Consider the following 17,487-nt stretch of genomic DNA (forward strand, 5'->3'; position numbering starts at 1 on the left):
AAGTACATGCAACCGAAGGGCGCGCAAGCGATCTTCATCCGAAATGAGAGAAGATGATCCATCCACGCTTGGGAATTACTATCAAGCCAGACTCATGCCCAGTTGCATAGAAGGAGCCTGGTTCTCTCAACGCCTCATCGATGCCGCGCTGCATTTCGGAGGGAATATCCGAGCATCCCTCGTTCATACCGGTCAGCCAGCCGTTTCGAACTATTTCGCCCTTCGGCTCAATGTAGGGTGTTTCCTTCCAGTCACTGTATTCACGCGCTTTATGCCGCCTGGCCTGCTTGGCATCTCTTAAGGCATCGAGCCCATTCGTGCGAATGCGTTCCAGCGAAAGCCCATTCATTTTGTAGATAGCTGCTCCGCAACCTTCTCTCAAGCCGCCGCTGTCCTCAACAAACAGTAGTTCTTCAGTCTCGATCGCCTGAGGCAGATAGCCTTCGTACCAGTAGCTATTGAGGCCAGCGCAGCCTCGGGTTGCAAGGAGCAACGCAGCCACCATTGAAAGTGCCATCAAACTGAGCTTCATTGCGCCTCTCATATCGTCTTCGGGTAACCCTTCAGTCCAGTCGCCCCCATTCTGCGGTCGGCTTACCCAGTCCGTCAGCCACTCTATGTCCGTATCCTTGTACTTGCGCATTTCGTGGATCGGCGGTGTTAGCCCCCCTGAGAAGGGCCTGCCCCCCGGCTTTCATGCACCAATCCATCACAACCCATTGAGTAGATTGGATTGGATTGGCTTGAATTTCCAGAAAACGAAGTTTTGCAGAGGCCCCCTCATGCTTATTTCACCAGTTCACGCCAGCTAATGCGTCTACCCAGCGGCTTGGGTGAAGCATAGGGAATGTCAATGTCCAAAGGCCTGTCCCTGTTGCCCGTCGTCGATATGTGATCGGTTGCCTTGCCATCGCCGGTGGTAGTGGTGGCATGTCCCGAGATCGTTGAGCCATCCACAATGATCGATACATCGCCCTTGCCATCCGGCCCTTGGATCACGGCCTGACCAGTGTTGAAGTTCAGGTAATTGATCCAGCCATAGCCGCCCGCCAGGCACACATCGGGTGAAGGCACGTTGCTGGCGATGACCAGGGTTGTGTTGGCCAGGCGCATGTCAATATTTACGCGTTCGCCTGAGTCGGGCAAATCTACGTACCAGCCCTTGGCATCATCCTTGCAGTCAGTCGAACTGCCCAAGCACCTTATCGTACGCGTGCGCTGGCCGCCCACTCCGGCGCTGGGCTCCAGCAGCATTTGCTTGAGCCGGCTGCGCAGCGACTCCCCCGAAGTGCTATCTATGTTGTCATCGAAGCCATAGACGCTTTGCGTACCCTTGTCTGCAAGATCGGATGAACCATACAGCCTGCCGGTGCCCACCAGGATGCGCGGCCTCTCGGTAGCGGCAGAAGTGGGTACCAGTTCAATGCGCGTGGTGATGGGCTGGGGATTGCTGCGCTCGTCCACGAGTTGAACCACCTTCTTCGCGCTCATGGCTGAGCCGTCCTTTTTGAACTCGAAGCGCCAGATATTGCCTTCCAGATCGCCGCCGTACAGCAGCTGGGTAGTGTTGTCGATGGCTGGGTTGCGCACGTAGTTGTTGATCTCCCTCAGGCCGCTGCCTGCCGTGGCAATCGTGTGGATGATGCTGCCGTCGTTGGCATCAAGCACATAGAGATACCCTCTGTTGTCGATGTTGTTGTAGCCCGAGGTCAGGAACACTGCCCAGCGGCCGTCAGGCAACTTGGACACCAGTGGCCGCCCAAAGCTGTGACCCATGGTGGAGATGGTCGTGCTGTTGACCTCCCACAGTGGCTTAGGGTCCTGCGGGTGGGTGATATCCAGCGCATAGTAGCCCTTGCCGCCCTTGTTGAATCCGCCCACCAGGATGGTTTTCCAGGTGCCGCCGGCCTGGATGTCGGCCATCACCGCAGAGCCGTCCACGAAGTAGCGGTGACCGCCCTCATAACTGGTGCTGGCCAGCCTGGGCAGCTCCGGCATCACGGTCGTAGGCACAAAGGCCCAGGCCTCGCGTGCAGCGGTCTGCACCGACTTGCTGCCTTCGATGCCGGAAGCCGTCGGGTCCACCTCGGCATAGAAGGCATGCAGCATGCCATCGTTGCCGCCCACATACACCATCGGCGTGCGGCCGCGCTGGGCCAGCCGAAAGGCGCTATGGCCTGCATCCCGGTACTTGCGCAGTGGCTCCCCCACATACAGCGGCTGGGAGCTGATGATGTCCCCCAGCCTGCTCTCGCGCGTACGGTACAGCTTGCTATTGTGGTCCTTGGTGAAGCCTTCCTTGCTCTGGTCGCCACGGATGAAGTTCACCAGATTCTGGCCCAGAGCCTCCTGCTGTTGCGCTTGCGACATCTGGTCGTACTGCGCCAGACGGCTCGAGGCATTGGTGCCACTGAAGTGGCTTTGCAGGCTGCCCAGTTCGCTCCATGTGAAAAGTTTCCGCGTCCTGCCGTCCATGAAATAAATGGTACGGGGGTCGCCGGCCTGATCACGGGCATCGAGCCTGGCACGTGCCGACCAACCATCAATCTGTGTGCGCTGGCCCGATTGCGGATCGATCTTGTAGGCCAGCAGATCGCCAGACCATCGGCCGGTCTTGTAAGTGGCGCCATAGGCGTAGTTGCTGTCGGCACTGACCAGTGCAGAGGACACCGCCACGCCGGCGCCAGATCCCATGGCGGCGCGGATGTCTGTAAACACCTCGCTCAGGCCGGCCTCAATGGCTTTGGGATCATTGGCACTGAAGTACAGGCCCCGGCCATTCACGGCGGTATGCCAGAAATCATCGATGGATTGCCGTTGCTCGTAGTTCGAGGTGCCCTCAATGGGCCAGATCGGCCAGGCCTTCTTGCCCGTGCGCAGGTCGGCGAAATCGCCCGCACCATTCTTGTAGTTCTTGTCGTACTTGAGCGTCCCCGAAACGCCCATGCCAATCACATAGGTGCTCATGTGCTGCCATGTCGCCTTGTCATCCTCCGCTCCGTTACCTGCGGGCTTCACCACATTGTCGCGGTCAGGGCGAAGGTCGGTTGCATAGTAGTACTGGGCCACGTCGGCCAGCGAGTTGATGCTTCCTTCTGTGGCGGCTTGCATATTCAACTCTTCGCAGGGCAGCTTGCCACAGCTCGTGTGGGTCGCGGGAAGCTGTGTCCAGGGCGGCGTTCCTGGCTGCGGCCGCCCGTTCGGGGGTTGCTCAAGCGGCTCCAGTGCAACCCATTCCTCAGGTGCATAGCATCTTGCAGGGGACTCCAGGTCACCGCAGAAGTCAATTCGCGGACCCGTCACCGATGTTCCCGTCTCGACCGTGCCGGACATTATCTTCTTGTCGGACCAATACTGGCCCTGGTAGGTCTTCTTCCTGCCAAAAACTTTCTCGCAGGTCCCCGCAGGGCAATTGGCGGGTTTGTCGACCACGATTTCGCTTGTGGGTTGGCCCACGCCTGCGCAGTCCGTCACCTTTTTCGTGCTCGCGTTGTAGCCTGGGACGCAGCCTTCACCCTGGAGCACTGCGACGGTGTGGGGGCCATCCTTGATACATTGGATTTCGACACCATTGCCAGCCGTGCCCTTGCTGGCCTCGCAAGCCGCAAAGTCCGCTTCGGACTGCAAGTAGCTCAGTCCGCCGCCTGCCCCTTCATCGACCTTGAGACAACTGCTGGTGGTCCAGCCATTGGCTTGCGTTGGATTCCCGCCCCCATCCAGCCCAGGCAGCGAGGATTCGCAGGTGCCGTAGGCCATGTCTGTGGCACTGGAATGGTTTGTACAGTCGGTAACTTGCTTGAAGCCTATCGATGATTCCGAGCAGGAAGGCACGGATTTGCCTGGCTCGGACTCACTGGTGCATATGGTCTGCGTCCAGTTATTGGTCGCCGAAGCCGCGCTGGCAGTGCACTGATTCGTTGCAACGTCAACCGGATCGGTGACATCAACAGTGCACCAGCTGACAATACAGCCATTTTCTGCCGTGGCAGCCTGTGGCGTGCAGGTGCCTGGTTCCTTGGGGCCGCCCGCCGGGGTTGCAATGCCCTCCATGCCTGGCGCTGGCTTGCACGATGGCGGGTCTGTGACTTCGCCTTTGTTTTTGCACTCGCGGCCGATCCAGCCATTGCTTGCCGAGGGAGCCTCAGCCGAACAGGTCTGCGCAGGCTGCCATTCACTGGTTCTTTGCTCGCAGGTCAGCCCCTTCGAAGCGTTTGTCTGGCAAGCGAGGGAGCCCTGCTGAACCGGGCCGCTCCAAGTGCTCGGCAAGCGCGTGCATTCATAGAAATATCCGTTCGCATTGGCGCCGGGTTGGCAAGAGTTCGGAGGGACATCCTCGACTTCAGGGTCCCCACGGCTGCCGCACTGGGTATTTATGCGCTCCGATGTGTCAGCAATGGGACCCGGGGTACAGGATGCGGTCCACTCCTGGCCAGAAGACTTTGTGCATTCTGAATACAGGTTGTTGTCGGATGCATCCAGCACGGGGGTCGTCGTAATCTGGCAGCTATTGTCCGTGCCCGATCCGACCTGCACTTTCGTGCAACTGGTCGTCTTGAATCCGTTGTCCTTGCTGGGCGACACCGATTTGCATTCGTCGGCCGTGACGAATTTTTCTTCCCTGTGCCCTGCGTTGCAGTTGGAGAACTGCACCATTGAAAGAGGATTGCCGCCATGGCCTTGCGATGCCTCCAGGATTTTGTCCCGCAGGTCCGGGTGAATGGCCCCGCAAGAGGCAACAGGCCCGGAATAAGGTGCGACCCAGGTACCGTCACATTGGATGAGCCCCAGTCCCTCCACATACTGGCCATTTCTGCCACAAAAATCCTTTGCGCTGACTTGTATGGGCACGGTCTCGCACTCGACCTTGAAGAATCCGTCCATACCGCCAGAGCAGGACTGCACCACGCTCCACTGGTCGCTGCCCTCAAGCCTGCAGCCGCCTGCAAATTGATTGCACACGTTTTTGTCGGTGGTCTTGAGGTCCTGTTCGCCCACGGCAGGGTTCTTATACCAGTAAAAATAGCGCTTTTTCCGGGTCTGAATGGCCAGGGCCGAAGCCCATGGCGTCTGTGTTTGCGTACTCCAGGTGGTTGTAGCCTTGTAGCGGTATTGCGTCTTGGTGACATAGTCCCAGGTAAGCAATTGTCGGTAGCGCTTGCTGGTGACCTGGTCTTTCCTTTGCGAATACCAGTAGGAGCGGATGCGCTTGGGCCATAGCAGCTCCTCCTCTCTGTTGCTGATTTTTCCGAAGTGCTCTCGCAGCGTATTCGTGCTTTTCTTCCTCCAACTAAGAGTGGCGGTGGTCCACGTTTTCTGGAGAACGTCCTTCTTGACGATCTTTTTGTAGGTGGTCTCGGTCTTGGTGCCGCCGCCTGGCGTCGTCACCTTCCAGCCCAGTTGGCACTGTGCCAGCTTATAGCTGACGTTGGCATCGTGTACCTCTTTGGTGCCCTTGACCGAGCCGTCGAAAATGGGCCGCGGGCGCAGTCCATCGGCATCGGTCAGCGATTCTGGCGGGCCGTCCTGCTGGCCTACCAGGGTTTGGCCATCAAGCTTCACAGGCCCTGCGCTCTCTTGCCCGATGTTCCAGTACCCGTCAGTGGTAACAATGGCGTAATGGCGCTGGCAGGCCGACACCACGGGGTCGACGAAGGGCGTCATGCTGGCATTGATGCTGTCGCTTTGGCCTGCATAGTAGCGGCCCACGCGAGCCAGCGCCTCGCGGGCAGGCGAGGTGCCGCCGGTCTTGACCGTCTGTATGGCCTCGAGCCACTGCCGCTTGCCCTCTGTGTTGAAGTCAGCAACCGGTAGAAACTTGCTGTGAGGCCCGGCACCGGGATTAGCCACGGTCAGAAAGCCGATGCGAAAATTGTCGTTCAGTGTGGAAAAAGCCAGGCTGACCGACGACTTGGCCATATTGATGCGCGTGCGGTAATAGCTATACCAGTTGGCGAAATTTTGCCTCTGGGCGGCTGGTATGGCTCGGCGTGTCCAATATCCGTCTGGGCCGCCGCCTCCATAGATGTTGGGGCTGGAAATGTCGACGCGCAGTGTGCCGTCGTCCACGCGCGCTGAGTTATAGCTCGAACTGCTGCTGATCTTGTTGCAAACACCGATTTTTTCGGACGGCTCCTCAAAGTGAGGCTCCGGTCTATAGCCTGCAGAGTAGAAATTACGCCATTCAAAGAAATAGGCTGGCTGGACGGGATCTTCATATAGCGCCCTGCGGCGGGTGTCGTTGTCGTAGGCCTGAAAATTTCTGGAAAGGTCTACCGTGCCCAGCGACTGGTCGTAGCCGTCCTTCCAGGCGTTCTCAAACACAGGCGCATCCATGTCCCGGCCATCAGGCCTCTTGGGCAGCACATAAGTAGTTTGCGGGTTGTAGTACAGCGTATTGCATAGCGCGCTTTTGTAGCCGACGGGAAAGTAGGTGGTGCTGTCCTGCTCCCAGTCGTCGGGCATGTGAGTCCACTTCATGGAGTCAGAGGTGTCCAGAAGCAGCATCACGTTGGTCTTGTTCTGATCGGCCATGATGCCCAGCGGCGTATCCGATATCTGCACGACATCCTGGGCCGGAGCTTCGGCCACGGCCATGCGGCCAGCGAAGACCAGCATGCCCAAACCGATGAACCCTGCCAGCGATGCCGCTACGAATGGCCGCAGCCTGTACGTCAGTTTCTGGTGCATCTCGAACCTCCCTTTTCCAATCTCGGGTCGCCCGAGTGTCTGTCTGCCTGTCTGCCTGTCTGCCTGTTGGTCTGCATTCATGCCGAGCTGTCCACGGCCTGCGTTCTGCCGCCACCCATGGCCACCCTCGGTCAATACACAGTCATCTGCACACTGCTCAGAGTGCTGCGCGGGCCCGTGGCGCGTGCGGTGATGCGGTACATGGGGCGGGCGTTGCAAGAGGAAACACTGCCTGCCGTCTCTGAGGAGCCTGGGCACTCCAGCTCGTGCGGCAGCACGCAGCTTTGGCCAGGCGCATCCCAGCGGCCGGCATCCCTGCACAGTCGGTGAATGAGAAATTCCACCTTGTTGCCCAGGCCATCGTCTTCGGTGACCAGCTTGGCCTGGCTCCAGTCCAGCGGCGCCCTGGGGTCATGGCTGGCGAAGTAGCCGCCGTCGGCGTCGGCCTCCAGCGTCGCACTGCCAGCGGAATACAGCGCATCGAGCTGGGCCATGCCTCTCTCCAGCCCCAAGTCGGCGCCCGATGTGGCCCCTTGCTTGAGCGCAAGGCTGCCTGCCATGCTGGCGCCCTGAGTGGAGGTGCGCACCACGGCCAGGCCGGTGAGCGTCATCACCAGCAGCACGATCAATGCGACCAGAAGGATGACGCCGCGTTGCGGGGCCTGCTGGGGCCTGGGGCGATGTGTAGGTGAATGCACGGCATTCATAACTGCTGACCCCACAGCGTGTTGCGCAGCGGGACGATGCTTTCGTATACCCGGTAGCGGTAGTGCATCCATTCATCCCCGTCTCCCATGCTGAATTGCTTGGTGCCGTTGGCCCAGCGGGGTGCGGAGTTGGTGACTTTGTCTTTTTCGTAGTGCGGAATACGCATCAGTACGGCGATACGCACGGCAAGAATTTGCTCCCACCTGATTGCATTGGGGGAAAGCGAGGCGGTCCATTCGACTTCTTCATCAATCGCGCCATTGCCGTTGGCGTCATAGCCGTATTCGGCCTGAAGTTGAAAGATGTCATGGGCCACGGCAACCTTGTCCGTCTCGGTCTCGTCGAGATAGTTGTAGCGGGTCAGTTGCTTCTTGTCGTCCACGCCCCAGACGGTGAGGGTGGGCTCCGGCCCCAGGCTGTAGAGCATGCCTTCGCCCAGACTGCTTTTGCTCGAATCCAGGAGGCTGATGTGAGCGCCATCATTGCGCGTGGCATCGACCTCCTTGCCTTGGTAAAAATCCTGGTAGGAGCCGGTCTTTCGATGGACCTTGTTTTTGTTGACGGCTGCCGTTGCGGATGTCGGGTCGGCGCCGGCGGTCACTTCCATCAGCAGGCAGCTGTCGGTGAAGCTGTCGCTGGTGCCCAGGATCACATCGCCAGCCTGAAAGCCCGCATTGGATCTCTCCATCTTGAATTCACCGCCACTGCTGCCCACATAGCGGGCGCCGGCAAACATATTGCTGGAAGAGCCGGTCAGCACCCAGATTCTCCCGTCTGCTATGCGCACGGGTAGCAGCGGGAAGTCGAAAGCGGCCGTGCTGCGTCCGCTGTTGTACGCTTTCACTGAGCAGTTGAGATGGCGGGCGTCGATGCTTGCAAACCCCAGCCCTGCCGAGCGGATGTCGCGTTCGATGGCAAACAACGCCATGGAGCCTGCCGTCTGCGCTTCACTGATCGAGACGATGGTGCGCCGCCGCCCTTCGGACGTTGCATACAACTGGTAGATGGCCAGCATGCTGGCCAGACCTATGGCCAACCCCACCATGATTTCGATCAGGGAAAAGCCGAGGGACCGACCCATCGCCAGCGGCGTTTCGTATGGGAGCGTGCGTTTGTGCATCGGCATGCCCTAGTGCACGAAAGCCTGGATCTGGTAGTTGCGCACGGCCGGGTCGTTGGGCCCTTGCCAGCACAGCGTGACCGTGATCCGATTGTCGTTCGCTGCATCGACCCTGACTTGCTGCATGGCAGCCGTGGCGCCAGGCAGGCCATGTACGTTGGTTTGCTCACCCCGTGCGGCTTTGAGCACGCCTTGGAACGTGGAGTCTCCTGCGCTACTGCCGCTGAAGTCGCACATCTCGCCATCGGGCTGGTGCTGGAACGCTGCGAGCGAGTTCGCCAGATTGTCTGGCGAGCTGCGGCTCACTTTGAGTTCGATCAGTCGCACGATCTGCGAAGCGAACATGCCCGCCTCCGTGCGGTGTTGCGCATGGCCGGCCCAGGTCGCGGACTTCATCGTCAGCCCGGCAATTCCGAGGATGCCGGTCATGACGATGATGATGGATACAAGTGACTCGATCAGCGCAATGCCGTGCTGGTGACGGCCCTGTCTTGCGCCTGTACTCACGGGGCGCGAGGTCAGCATTTGCGGTTATCTCCGTTGTTTGAAATGCCTGGATCGCACAAACGAACCTGTCCGCCAAGCGATATGACGACATGCAGGCAGCGGGGCCCCTGCGGATAGCAGGTGTCCGCTGCGGGGCCCAGGAATTTGACGATCTGGTTGACGGAGGCCGCACCCTGGCCATCGAACTGCACGACGGCCTCATTGGCGGCCACGTGCAGTCCCGTTGTTCGTGCTTCCTCCGGATCTTTGCTGGCAACCCATTCCACCCCTTCGAGCGTGCTCCAGTCGACTCCCTGCGGACCACCTGCCAGCATTACCCAGCCGAGGCCATTCACACTGGCAGTGGGCTTTGAAGCGCGGGGATCATTGGTCAGCAAAAGCCGTACCTCGGCATTGCGACGTACGGCCTCGGCGCGCGCAAGTTGTGCGCCGCTGTAATAGCTCTGTGCCGCTGCGCGGATGCGAGCGTCGGTCAGGTAGGCGCTGGCGCTGGGCAGCGTCATCAGCATGAAGACGACTGTGAGACCCAGGCCCACGAGCATCTCGACAAGAGTGAAGCCCTGTACGGCGCGGCGCATCAGCAACTTCCATCCTTGTGTGAAGACCAGCAATTTGCTTCAGGCTTCGTCCAGCCAGTAGGCGTTGCGGCAGTCTTGCGCACGCCCTTGGTGTCAAGGGTGAAGACAAAACCACCCATGCTGCCCTTGCCTGTGGCAGTGACCTTCGGGGGGGCTTCGTCCAGGGCGCAGGTGTACTTGAAATGGCTGGTTTCTGCAGGCAAAGGCGCGATCGAGTCCGCCGAGCAGGCACCGGTGTACGTGCGGTAATCCTGGAAATACTGCTCCAGCTTGGCCCCCATGTCCGCAAGAGGCACCAGGCCATCGACGATGCGCCCGCGCTTGAGGTAGTCGCTATAGCTAGGCACGGCGATTGCCGCCAGGATGCCGATCATGGCTATGACGATCAGAATTTCGATCAGTGTGAAGCCTCTCACACACTCACTCTTATGCATTGATACTCAGTTTTTATTAAATTCAAGGCGCAATTCAGGACGCGAATTTAAGCGAAAACCCCAAAAAAAGCCCCCACAGCAAAATCTTAAAATAAGAATATTCTTATAGAAACCAACGAGTCCTGTGCGTAAAGTACATTCTTCAATCCGAGTTCCATGGATTAATCATGGGAAATATTGTTGACGCCGGAATTAACAACTCCATCATTCGCATGATTTTCATTTTCTATTCCTTTCCCACTCATGAATATCCGCCCAAACTGCAACTCCCGGTTGCTCCGGAGGTTCTGAGTTGATATCGTTTTCGTTCTCTCTATTTTTTTCCTGAGCTCTGCGATAACTCACCAAAATCAACCACAACAACAAAAACAAGAACGTCATACTTAATGAGTACCACGACCAATCCACAACTGGCTCAACCCCCATTAACTTCAATGCCGAAACAACCGCACCCAATAGAATCAAAAAATACATACCACCTCCCCCCCTGCTGAACATGTGAAATGGGCAGACTTCAGTCGAACCATATTGACTTCAATGCAATTTATTGATCGGCGACAAGCCATTACGTTAGCTGCGCATGCAAGCCAAAGCACGGAAACGAACAGCAATTGCCAACGCCAAGAAGATCATTCCCATTCAGCTCTCACAAACACCCAATAACTCGTCTCTCTTGCAAGGATGAACAGCCATAAAATCAATGTCCTTGCAGTAATCTTGAGCATCTGAAAACCAGGTATGAGCGCCTTCTTTGTACTGAAATGGAAAATCTTGCCGCTCATCAACAATAGTGATCCGACTTTGCACGCCAATCACCTGCTTAGCATCTTCGCTACATCTCAAATCCCTGCCAGGAATTATCAATGATGAGTTTCAAGAAAAAAGTATATGCATCCTGCTTATTGATTTATCGTACATATTTTGGCGACCTTCCCGAAGATAGAACCGATTCGCTCTATTGGACAGATCACTCCTGATCCTGAGCAATAGAAAATTTCCTCAGTGCCTTATATATCCACGAGATTCACGCAGCAGCCTCTCTAGGAAATCAACAAGCGATCAGCCGAAAAATCATGGGAAAATGCAGTAAGAAAAACAGCTATTCAGGCGTTTTGGCTCCTCCGCAGCAATCGACTCCTGCCTCACGCCCGCGTGCGCAGGCATGGTCCGCGCTTGAATATAGACTGGAGGAAACTTCACTTCCGCAGATTGATAGCATCAAGATCCTTCATTCCAGTGAAGGGGGCGGATGGAGCGATTTAGCGGCCGCGATTACTCAGGAGTCCCCTCACACCATTGAGCACCGACCTATCTCCAGCATATGGATTGCGATGGTGCTGACTCCAGCGGATATTCAGCGGAATGCACGGGGGGAAAATTTTGCAGGCTTGCTTGAGCCTCAGGCGCTGGTCATAACTCCGCCCGGTGAGGCCGTTGTAGATACGATAGGCAACCATCCACGCACGTTGCATTTCTTCCTGAAAGATAGTGTGCTTAGAGAAGTCGCCGAGGACATATTCGACTTAGAGAAAGTGGAATTTCACTACAAGGCTTCGTTCGGCGCCACCGATCCTATATTGTCGCAACTGATGCGCACGACCAAACAGATGCTTTTGGAGGGTCTATATCAGGACTGGCGCAGCGAGTACCTCGCACGCGCCATTGGCAGCCACATTCTCCAGCGGCATTGTGTACTTGAAGGCAAGGATCCCCCTCATGCCGACGTACGGCTGTCAGCGTCTCAACTCAGAAAAGTGGACGAATATATGCATTCCCATTTGGAGCGGCATTTCACATTCGGAGAACTGGCCGCATATGTCGGCTTGAGCCGCACCGTACTTTTCCAGCGATTCACCCGGACCTTGCATCTAACGCCCAACCAATATCGACAGAATCTGCGGGTTGCACAGGCCAAGGCGCTCATTAAAAATGGAAAAATGACGCTCTCCGAGGTTGCCAGCGCTTGTGGGTTTTCTGACCAAACCCACATGAATCGAACCTTCCGACAGCGACTGGGGGTGACACCTGGTCAGTATCGCAGGGACATCGAATAGGGCTCCACGACAGTCAAGAGTCCGCCATGAACAATCCAGTTTTCAGACTCGGGCTCGGTGGTGTTCTCCCAGCCTGCAGAAACCATCAGCGAGAACCGGACTTCGTCCTGCCCCTCTGCAATTGCTGGGGGCATACAGCCATCGCCATTCCGCGACCGCTCGTGTCCAGGCACTGCTGGAATTGAGACAAGTGCGATTGGCTGAAGCAGTTGACCCTCCCATGGCCCCCCGATCTTGCGGGAAGGTCTAGGATCGAAGTGGGGCACCGGGCCCAAAGTGAAGTCCTTCGAAGCGCAAGCAATCGCTTGGTATGACTTTCTCAATGCCCGCTTGTGACCGAGCAAAACGCCCGGCTTCCATACACCCGCTCAGATGTTCAGCGCATGTGTTGCATCGACCAGTTGAATCCGCAGTCGTTTGCTGCCGGTGGTTAGTACAAGCAGGCCGGTCCTCGCGTATCGGACTGATGGTCAATTAAGGCCAGCGACCGCAATCGGCTGCCATAAGTCCGTAGCGTTGATCAATCCAGGGAAGGCGGCTCTCAACCAAGGCCACTTCTCTTCTTTTGACTCCAAAAAATGAGTTTCGCAAAGCTATGCAAAAGCGATCAGCGCACCTCCTGCATTGCTCGATAGGCAACCTCAAAGCGGGGGTCCAGCATGGCACCTACATTGCAGCGCGACCAAGGCGAAGTCTGGCTCGGATCGAGGTTGAAAACATGGCCCGGAGCCATGGTGACTTTGTGGGCGAGCAAACGCTCAGCTAGACGCACGGCATCGGGATTGCCGGGGAACGTGGCCCAGAGGTATAGCGATTGAGTGTTACGCGCAAACACCTCGCACTCGTGCATCTCCAACCAGTCCAGCGCCTGCTCCGTTGCCTTGCCCAAACGTTGGCGCAAGCGCACGAGATGCCGCTCGTAATGGCCTTCGCGGAGCATCACATCGACCATGCGCTCGCAGTATTCTGACCCGCTCACATGGATCAGCGATCGCAAATCTGCCAGGTCGCTGGCTAAAGCATCGCTGCAGGCGATGAATCCCACGCGAAGGGCTGCAGAAAACGACTTAGAAAAACTGCCTATATAGATCGTGCGTTCCAGCTGGTCCAGCGTGGACAAACGCACTGACGAGGTTGGTTTGAAATCGGCCAATGGGTCGTTCTCTACCAGCAAGAGGTTATGCCGTTCTGCAAGCTGCAGGACGCGGTAAGCCTTGGCAGCGCTGATGTCCGAGCCAGTGGGGTTGTGCGCCAGAGACTGGGTAAAGAACAAGCGCGGGCGCTCGGTCAGCAGCAACTGCTCCAAAGCCTGGACATCGGGCCCATCGGCTTGCCTGGGGACTCCCAACACACGTGCTCCTGCCAGTTTGAGCTTGCCAAACAGCAAATAGTAGCCAGGATCGTCTACCAGCACCGTCGCGCCGGGCGGGACGAAGTAGCGAATCACCAGATCCATGGCCTCATTCGCACCTTGGGTCAGGACCATTTGCTGAGGTGTGACTCCCAGGCCGAACACGCCCAGCTTGCGCACCAAGCTATCTCGCAGCGGCGCATAGCCAAAGCGGCTGCCATAGCGAAACAAGGACCCCAGTCCGGTTCGCACCACTTTCTGGTGATAGCGATCCATGCGCATATCGGCCAGCCACTCTATAGGCGGAAATCCATCGCCAACCGCGACAGCATCTGGCTGGGTCTTGAGTTGCTCGCGCATCAACCAGACCACATCCATCGCGCGATTGAGCTGCCCTGCGTCTTCGTCCTGAACCGCATGGCGGGCCTGCGGTTGAACATAAAAGCCAGCACCGCGCCGGGACTCCACCAAGCCGCGTGAGACCAAAAGATCAAAGGCGGCAACCACGGTGTTTTTGGCGTAACTGTGCAAATGCGCCAGCTCACGCAAGGATGGCAACTTGTCCCCTGCACGATACACGCCATCGGTTATTTGCTGCCCTATCAAATCAGCTAAACGCTCTGCAATAGGGGCCTGACGCTTGCTACCACCCGCCATTCAAGTCTCCTAGATCGTGAGTTGCCAATATGTATGCCGATGGGTCCAATGCTGCATTGCGGCAGTACTGTTCTCGCAAACTGTACCTGTATTTAAAGGTACAGTTTGAATAAATTCTCGGCCAACCGTCCCCTTGTATTGATATCCAGATTTGGATCTGTAGGAGTTTTCATGGCCGTCGATTCGCGTCTTCCCAATTTCCGAGCTCTCACCCCCGCACAGCGCTGGGAGCATGTCGCCACCGCATGCAATCTCAGCGCCGAAGAACGCAATCTACTGACCCATGCTGGCGCCTTGCCCGTCACCTTGGCTGACGGCATGATCGAAAATGTGGTGGGCACGTTCGAGCTACCCATGGGCGTCGCAGGCAACTTCCGCATCAACGGTCGCGATGTGCTGATTCCGCTCGCAGTGGAAGAGCCCTCCATCATTGCTGCTGCTTCGTATATGGCCAAGCTGGCCCGTGAAGACGGAGGCTTTGAAACGTCGAGCACCTTGCCGCTGATGCGTGCGCAGGTGCAAATCGTCGGCATCAGCGACCCCTATGGTGCAAGACTGGCGTTGTTCAAGGCCCGCGATGAGATCCTCGCGCAAGCCAATAGCCGAGACAAGGTGCTGATCAGCCTGGGCGGTGGCTGCAAGGACATCGAAATCCATGTCTTCCCCGATTCTCCGCGCGGCCCTATGGTCGTGATGCACTTGATCGTTGACGTGCGCGATGCCATGGGTGCCAACACCGTGAACACCATGGCTGAATCAGTCTCGCCACTGGTGGAAAAGATTACCGGTGGTTCGGTGCGTCTGCGCATTCTCTCGAACCTGGCAGATCTGCGCCTGGCCCGTGCTCGTGTACGCCTGACCCCACAAACCTTGGCCACCAAAGAGCGCAGCGGCGAGGCAATTATTGAAGGCGTGCTCGACGCCTACACTTTCGCAGCCATTGACCCCTACCGCGCCGCCACCCACAACAAGGGCATCATGAACGGCATCGACCCCGTCATCGTCGCTACAGGCAACGATTGGCGCGCGGTGGAAGCCGGTGCCCATGCCTATGCCAGCCGCAACGGCCAATACACCTCGCTGACGCACTGGGAAAAAGACAATGCCGGCGCTTTGGTGGGAACCATCGAGCTGCCCATGCCCGTGGGCTTGGTGGGTGGTGCCACCAAGACCCATCCGCTGGCGCGCCTGGCGCTCAAGATCATGGAAGTGAAATCTGCCCAGGAACTGGGCGAGATTGCCGCCGCCGTGGGTCTGGCCCAGAACCTGGGTGCTTTGCGCGCGCTGGCCACCGAAGGCATTCAGCGCGGCCATATGGCACTTCACGCTCGCAATATTGCACTGGTCGCAGGAGCCGTGGGTGAAGAAGTAGAGATCGTCGCCAAGCGCCTGGCTGCCGAGCATGACGTGCGCACCGATCGCGCACTGGAAGTGCTGCAAGAAATTCGCGCCCGGCGCTAAGCATCCTCAGCCTCGCCAGGCACATCCGGGCGAGGCTTTTCTTACCCGAAACGGGAACAACAACAAGCAAGGAGACAAGGCTATGAGTTCCGACAAGCAAGCCTCGCACTGGCAACTCGCTGAGGTCTGGGGTGATACCGTCGACCTCAAGCACCTGAGCTGGTCCATCCTGATTGGCATCGGGATCAGCGTGCTCGGATTTTTTGCAGCCAGCCGTTGGCTGAGCTCGATGGTCGAATCCAAACAGCTGGCTCATGCCTACGCCATGCTCGCTGGTCTGGCCGGCTGTGTTCTGGCTGGCGTTATTTGCGCTCGCATCTTCCCCCCAAAACGTGTGGTGACCGAAGAAGACATCTCCAGCAACCCTGAATGGCGTGCCGAAGTGCTGCGTGAGCTGGAGCAGCAGCCCGGTGGTCTGGGTTCTGTGTCTGACCTGCCCCCAGTCGTGGTGCAGGAGCTCAAGGAACTCAAGCTCTACGAGCTTTTCGTCACGCCCAAGACATCCCAAAGCCGTGATGGCCAATAACCCTAGGAGTACACGGCATGGATCCTCAACTCATTGAACAAATCGGCGTCGCTGCGGGCATGGGCCTGATCGGCGCCATCGTCTTTGCTGCAATCGGACTGGTTTCCGGCACCGACGAAACCACGACACTCGCACCACTCACCCTGCTTGTCGTTTTGCTCGGCGTTCCGCCTGCAGGCGTCTTTACCTTCTTTCTGGCTGGTGCTGTTGCCAAGCACATGACCCACGCCGTTCCTACAGCACTGCTGGGTATCCCCGGAGATACACTCGCCACGCCTTTACTGCAGGATGCAGACTTGTTGCGCAAACTTGGCGTGCCGCATATTGCCTTACGCAAAATGGTCTCGGGCGCCATCGTCGCGGCCTTTGTCGCCGTGCCGCTGGCGGTGCTGTTTGCCGTGATGTTGGCGCCATTCGGCTCAACCATTACCAAGACTGCACCCTGGATTTTTCTGGCCGCAGCCGTGCTGATTGCCTATTTCTCCAAAGGCCGCTGGGGTGCAATTGCTTTGCTCGTGCCTTTTGTTGTGGTGATTCTGGCTCTGCAGGCACTGACTGCCAAGTACGACACCAAGCTCAGCATCAGCTACTTCCTGGGTATCGCCATTGGGCCTCTGGTCGCCGATCTCTTTACCGTCATGGCGCCCGCGGGCCGCAAGAGCATGTTGCGCGACAAGGTTCGCCAGTTCAACCTGGCTCCTGATGTCAAAGGTTGGTCGGGCTATTTCCCCAACCCTCTGAAGGTGCTGGATCGAACCCAGACACGTTGGACGTTGACGACTGCCGCCATTTCCAGCGCAACCTTTGTATTCAGCCCTGTGGCCATGACCGTGGTGCTGGGCGAGTTGGTGGGCTCTCGCATCAAACACGCTTATCACCGCCTGACCACGGTGCTGAGCGCTCGTAACGGCGTGACAGAAGCCACCTACATTGCTGAAGCGCTGATCCCGCTGATCGCCTTCGGTTTGCCCTTGAGTCCTGTGGCTGCCGGCCCTGCTGCACCGTTGTTCAATGCACCTCCACGCTTTACGGTGGATGCTGCTACGGGCCAGACCCACAATCTGCACAACCTGCTGAGCCACTGGGAGTTTCTGGGCTACGGCATGTTGTCGGTGTTGCTTGCCGCAGTGGTGTCCTATCCGTTTGCAATGAACTACGCGCGCCGTGCTGCAATGTTTGTATCGCGCAAAGTCAGCCACGAAGCCATCATTGCCACCTTTGTCGGCCTGATCATCGTGATCAGCGTCTGGGAAGGCGGTCTGCTGGGTCTGCTGGTGATCTTGACCATGGGCCTCATGGGTGGCTTGCTCTCCCGTACCTTCGGCTTTAACACCGGCGTGCAGTTCATGGGCTATTACACAGCCGTGCTCAGCGTTCCTGCGCTGCTCAAACTGTTCTGAAAGC

General features: G+C 57.7%; 13 protein-coding genes and 1 pseudogene. 5 read left to right on the forward strand and 9 right to left on the reverse strand.

Features of this window, described 5'->3' with window-relative positions:
- Positions 1 to 34: 34 nt before the first annotated feature.
- The 8 genes from MPZ60_RS16450 to MPZ60_RS16490 form a co-directional block, all read right to left on the reverse strand.
- Positions 35 to 532, reverse strand: a complete 498-nt coding sequence (locus MPZ60_RS16450; protein ID WP_034356405.1) for a hypothetical protein — start codon at positions 530 to 532, stop codon at positions 35 to 37.
- Between the two features lie 254 nt (positions 533 to 786).
- A complete protein-coding gene (locus MPZ60_RS16455; RefSeq protein ID WP_034356289.1) occupies positions 787 to 6,687 on the reverse strand; it encodes a pilus assembly protein in 5,901 nt (1,966 codons plus the stop codon).
- Between the two features lie 131 nt (positions 6,688 to 6,818).
- On the reverse strand, positions 6,819 to 7,385 hold the full coding sequence (locus MPZ60_RS16460) for a hypothetical protein (protein ID WP_165571815.1): 567 nt from the start codon (positions 7,383 to 7,385) through the stop codon (positions 6,819 to 6,821).
- A 5-nt stretch (positions 7,386 to 7,390) separates the two neighbouring features.
- Complete coding sequence (locus MPZ60_RS16465) at positions 7,391 to 8,521, reverse strand: PilW family protein (protein WP_080746125.1); 1,131 nt, start codon at positions 8,519 to 8,521, stop codon at positions 7,391 to 7,393.
- Positions 8,522 to 8,524: 3 nt separating this feature from the next.
- A complete protein-coding gene (locus tag MPZ60_RS16470; protein WP_034356298.1) occupies positions 8,525 to 9,040 on the reverse strand; it encodes a hypothetical protein in 516 nt (171 codons plus the stop codon).
- Positions 9,034 to 9,600, reverse strand: coding sequence for a GspH/FimT family pseudopilin (locus MPZ60_RS16475; RefSeq protein WP_034356301.1), 567 nt, complete (start codon positions 9,598 to 9,600; stop codon positions 9,034 to 9,036). The genes MPZ60_RS16470 and MPZ60_RS16475 overlap by 7 nt, the downstream gene beginning before the upstream one ends.
- On the reverse strand, positions 9,600 to 10,016 hold the full coding sequence (locus tag MPZ60_RS16480) for a type IV pilin protein (protein ID WP_052057621.1): 417 nt from the start codon (positions 10,014 to 10,016) through the stop codon (positions 9,600 to 9,602). Before MPZ60_RS16480 ends, MPZ60_RS16475 begins: the two co-directional genes overlap by 1 nt.
- 237 nt (positions 10,017 to 10,253) lie before the next feature.
- Positions 10,254 to 10,508, reverse strand: coding sequence for a hypothetical protein (locus MPZ60_RS16490; protein WP_131324677.1), 255 nt, complete (start codon positions 10,506 to 10,508; stop codon positions 10,254 to 10,256).
- 599 nt (positions 10,509 to 11,107) lie between these two features.
- On the opposite strand from MPZ60_RS16490, the gene MPZ60_RS16495 reads away from it, so the two are divergent.
- The gene (locus MPZ60_RS16495; protein WP_242882042.1) at positions 11,108 to 12,088 is read left to right on the forward strand and encodes a helix-turn-helix domain-containing protein; all 981 of its coding nucleotides are present in this window, start codon (positions 11,108 to 11,110) and stop codon (positions 12,086 to 12,088) included.
- A gap of 100 nt (positions 12,089 to 12,188) precedes the next feature.
- Positions 12,189 to 12,338: pseudogene (locus MPZ60_RS16500) on the forward strand (LysR family transcriptional regulator); the annotation flags it as partial.
- A 357-nt stretch (positions 12,339 to 12,695) separates the two neighbouring features.
- On the opposite strand, the gene MPZ60_RS16505 reads toward MPZ60_RS16500, so the two are convergent.
- Positions 12,696 to 14,096, reverse strand: a complete 1,401-nt coding sequence (locus MPZ60_RS16505; RefSeq protein WP_034356316.1) for a PLP-dependent aminotransferase family protein — start codon at positions 14,094 to 14,096, stop codon at positions 12,696 to 12,698.
- A 171-nt stretch (positions 14,097 to 14,267) separates the two neighbouring features.
- Here MPZ60_RS16505 and MPZ60_RS16510 point away from each other — a divergent pair, with 171 nt between their 5' ends.
- The 3 genes from MPZ60_RS16510 (at position 14,268) to MPZ60_RS16520 (ending at position 17,483) form a co-directional block, all read left to right on the forward strand.
- Positions 14,268 to 15,557 (forward strand): hydroxymethylglutaryl-CoA reductase, degradative, encoded by a 1,290-nt coding sequence (locus MPZ60_RS16510; RefSeq protein ID WP_034356319.1) that lies wholly within the window; start codon positions 14,268 to 14,270, stop codon positions 15,555 to 15,557.
- Between the two features lie 82 nt (positions 15,558 to 15,639).
- Complete coding sequence (locus tag MPZ60_RS16515; RefSeq protein WP_034356323.1) at positions 15,640 to 16,083, forward strand: hypothetical protein; 444 nt, start codon at positions 15,640 to 15,642, stop codon at positions 16,081 to 16,083.
- 17 nt (positions 16,084 to 16,100) lie between these two features.
- Positions 16,101 to 17,483 (forward strand): tripartite tricarboxylate transporter permease, encoded by a 1,383-nt coding sequence (locus MPZ60_RS16520; RefSeq protein WP_003066594.1) that lies wholly within the window; start codon positions 16,101 to 16,103, stop codon positions 17,481 to 17,483.
- Positions 17,484 to 17,487 lie beyond the last annotated feature (4 nt).

It is taken from the genome of Comamonas sp. 7D-2 (genome assembly GCF_022749555.1).
Taxonomy (GTDB): domain Bacteria; phylum Pseudomonadota; class Gammaproteobacteria; order Burkholderiales; family Burkholderiaceae_C; genus Comamonas; species Comamonas thiooxydans.

What these genes read in the sequence shown, in the direction of transcription:
- MPZ60_RS16450 (WP_034356405.1), bottom strand. Translation starts at nt 532, where the DNA reads ATGAAGCTCAGTTTGATGGCACTTTCAATGGTGGCTGCGTTGCTCCTT.
- MPZ60_RS16455 (WP_034356289.1), bottom strand. Translation starts at nt 6,687, where the DNA reads ATGCACCAGAAACTGACGTACAGGCTGCGGCCATTCGTAGCGGCATCG.
- MPZ60_RS16465 (WP_080746125.1), bottom strand. Translation starts at nt 8,521, where the DNA reads ATGCCGATGCACAAACGCACGCTCCCATACGAAACGCCGCTGGCGATG.
- MPZ60_RS16470 (WP_034356298.1), bottom strand. Translation starts at nt 9,040, where the DNA reads ATGCTGACCTCGCGCCCCGTGAGTACAGGCGCAAGACAGGGCCGTCAC.
- MPZ60_RS16475 (WP_034356301.1), bottom strand. Translation starts at nt 9,600, where the DNA reads ATGCGCCGCGCCGTACAGGGCTTCACTCTTGTCGAGATGCTCGTGGGC.
- MPZ60_RS16490 (WP_131324677.1), bottom strand. Translation starts at nt 10,508, where the DNA reads ATGTATTTTTTGATTCTATTGGGTGCGGTTGTTTCGGCATTGAAGTTA.
- MPZ60_RS16495 (WP_242882042.1), top strand. Translation starts at nt 11,108, where the DNA reads ATGGGAAAATGCAGTAAGAAAAACAGCTATTCAGGCGTTTTGGCTCCT.
- MPZ60_RS16505 (WP_034356316.1), bottom strand. Translation starts at nt 14,096, where the DNA reads ATGGCGGGTGGTAGCAAGCGTCAGGCCCCTATTGCAGAGCGTTTAGCT.
- MPZ60_RS16510 (WP_034356319.1), top strand. Translation starts at nt 14,268, where the DNA reads ATGGCCGTCGATTCGCGTCTTCCCAATTTCCGAGCTCTCACCCCCGCA.
- MPZ60_RS16515 (WP_034356323.1), top strand. Translation starts at nt 15,640, where the DNA reads ATGAGTTCCGACAAGCAAGCCTCGCACTGGCAACTCGCTGAGGTCTGG.
- MPZ60_RS16520 (WP_003066594.1), top strand. Translation starts at nt 16,101, where the DNA reads ATGGATCCTCAACTCATTGAACAAATCGGCGTCGCTGCGGGCATGGGC.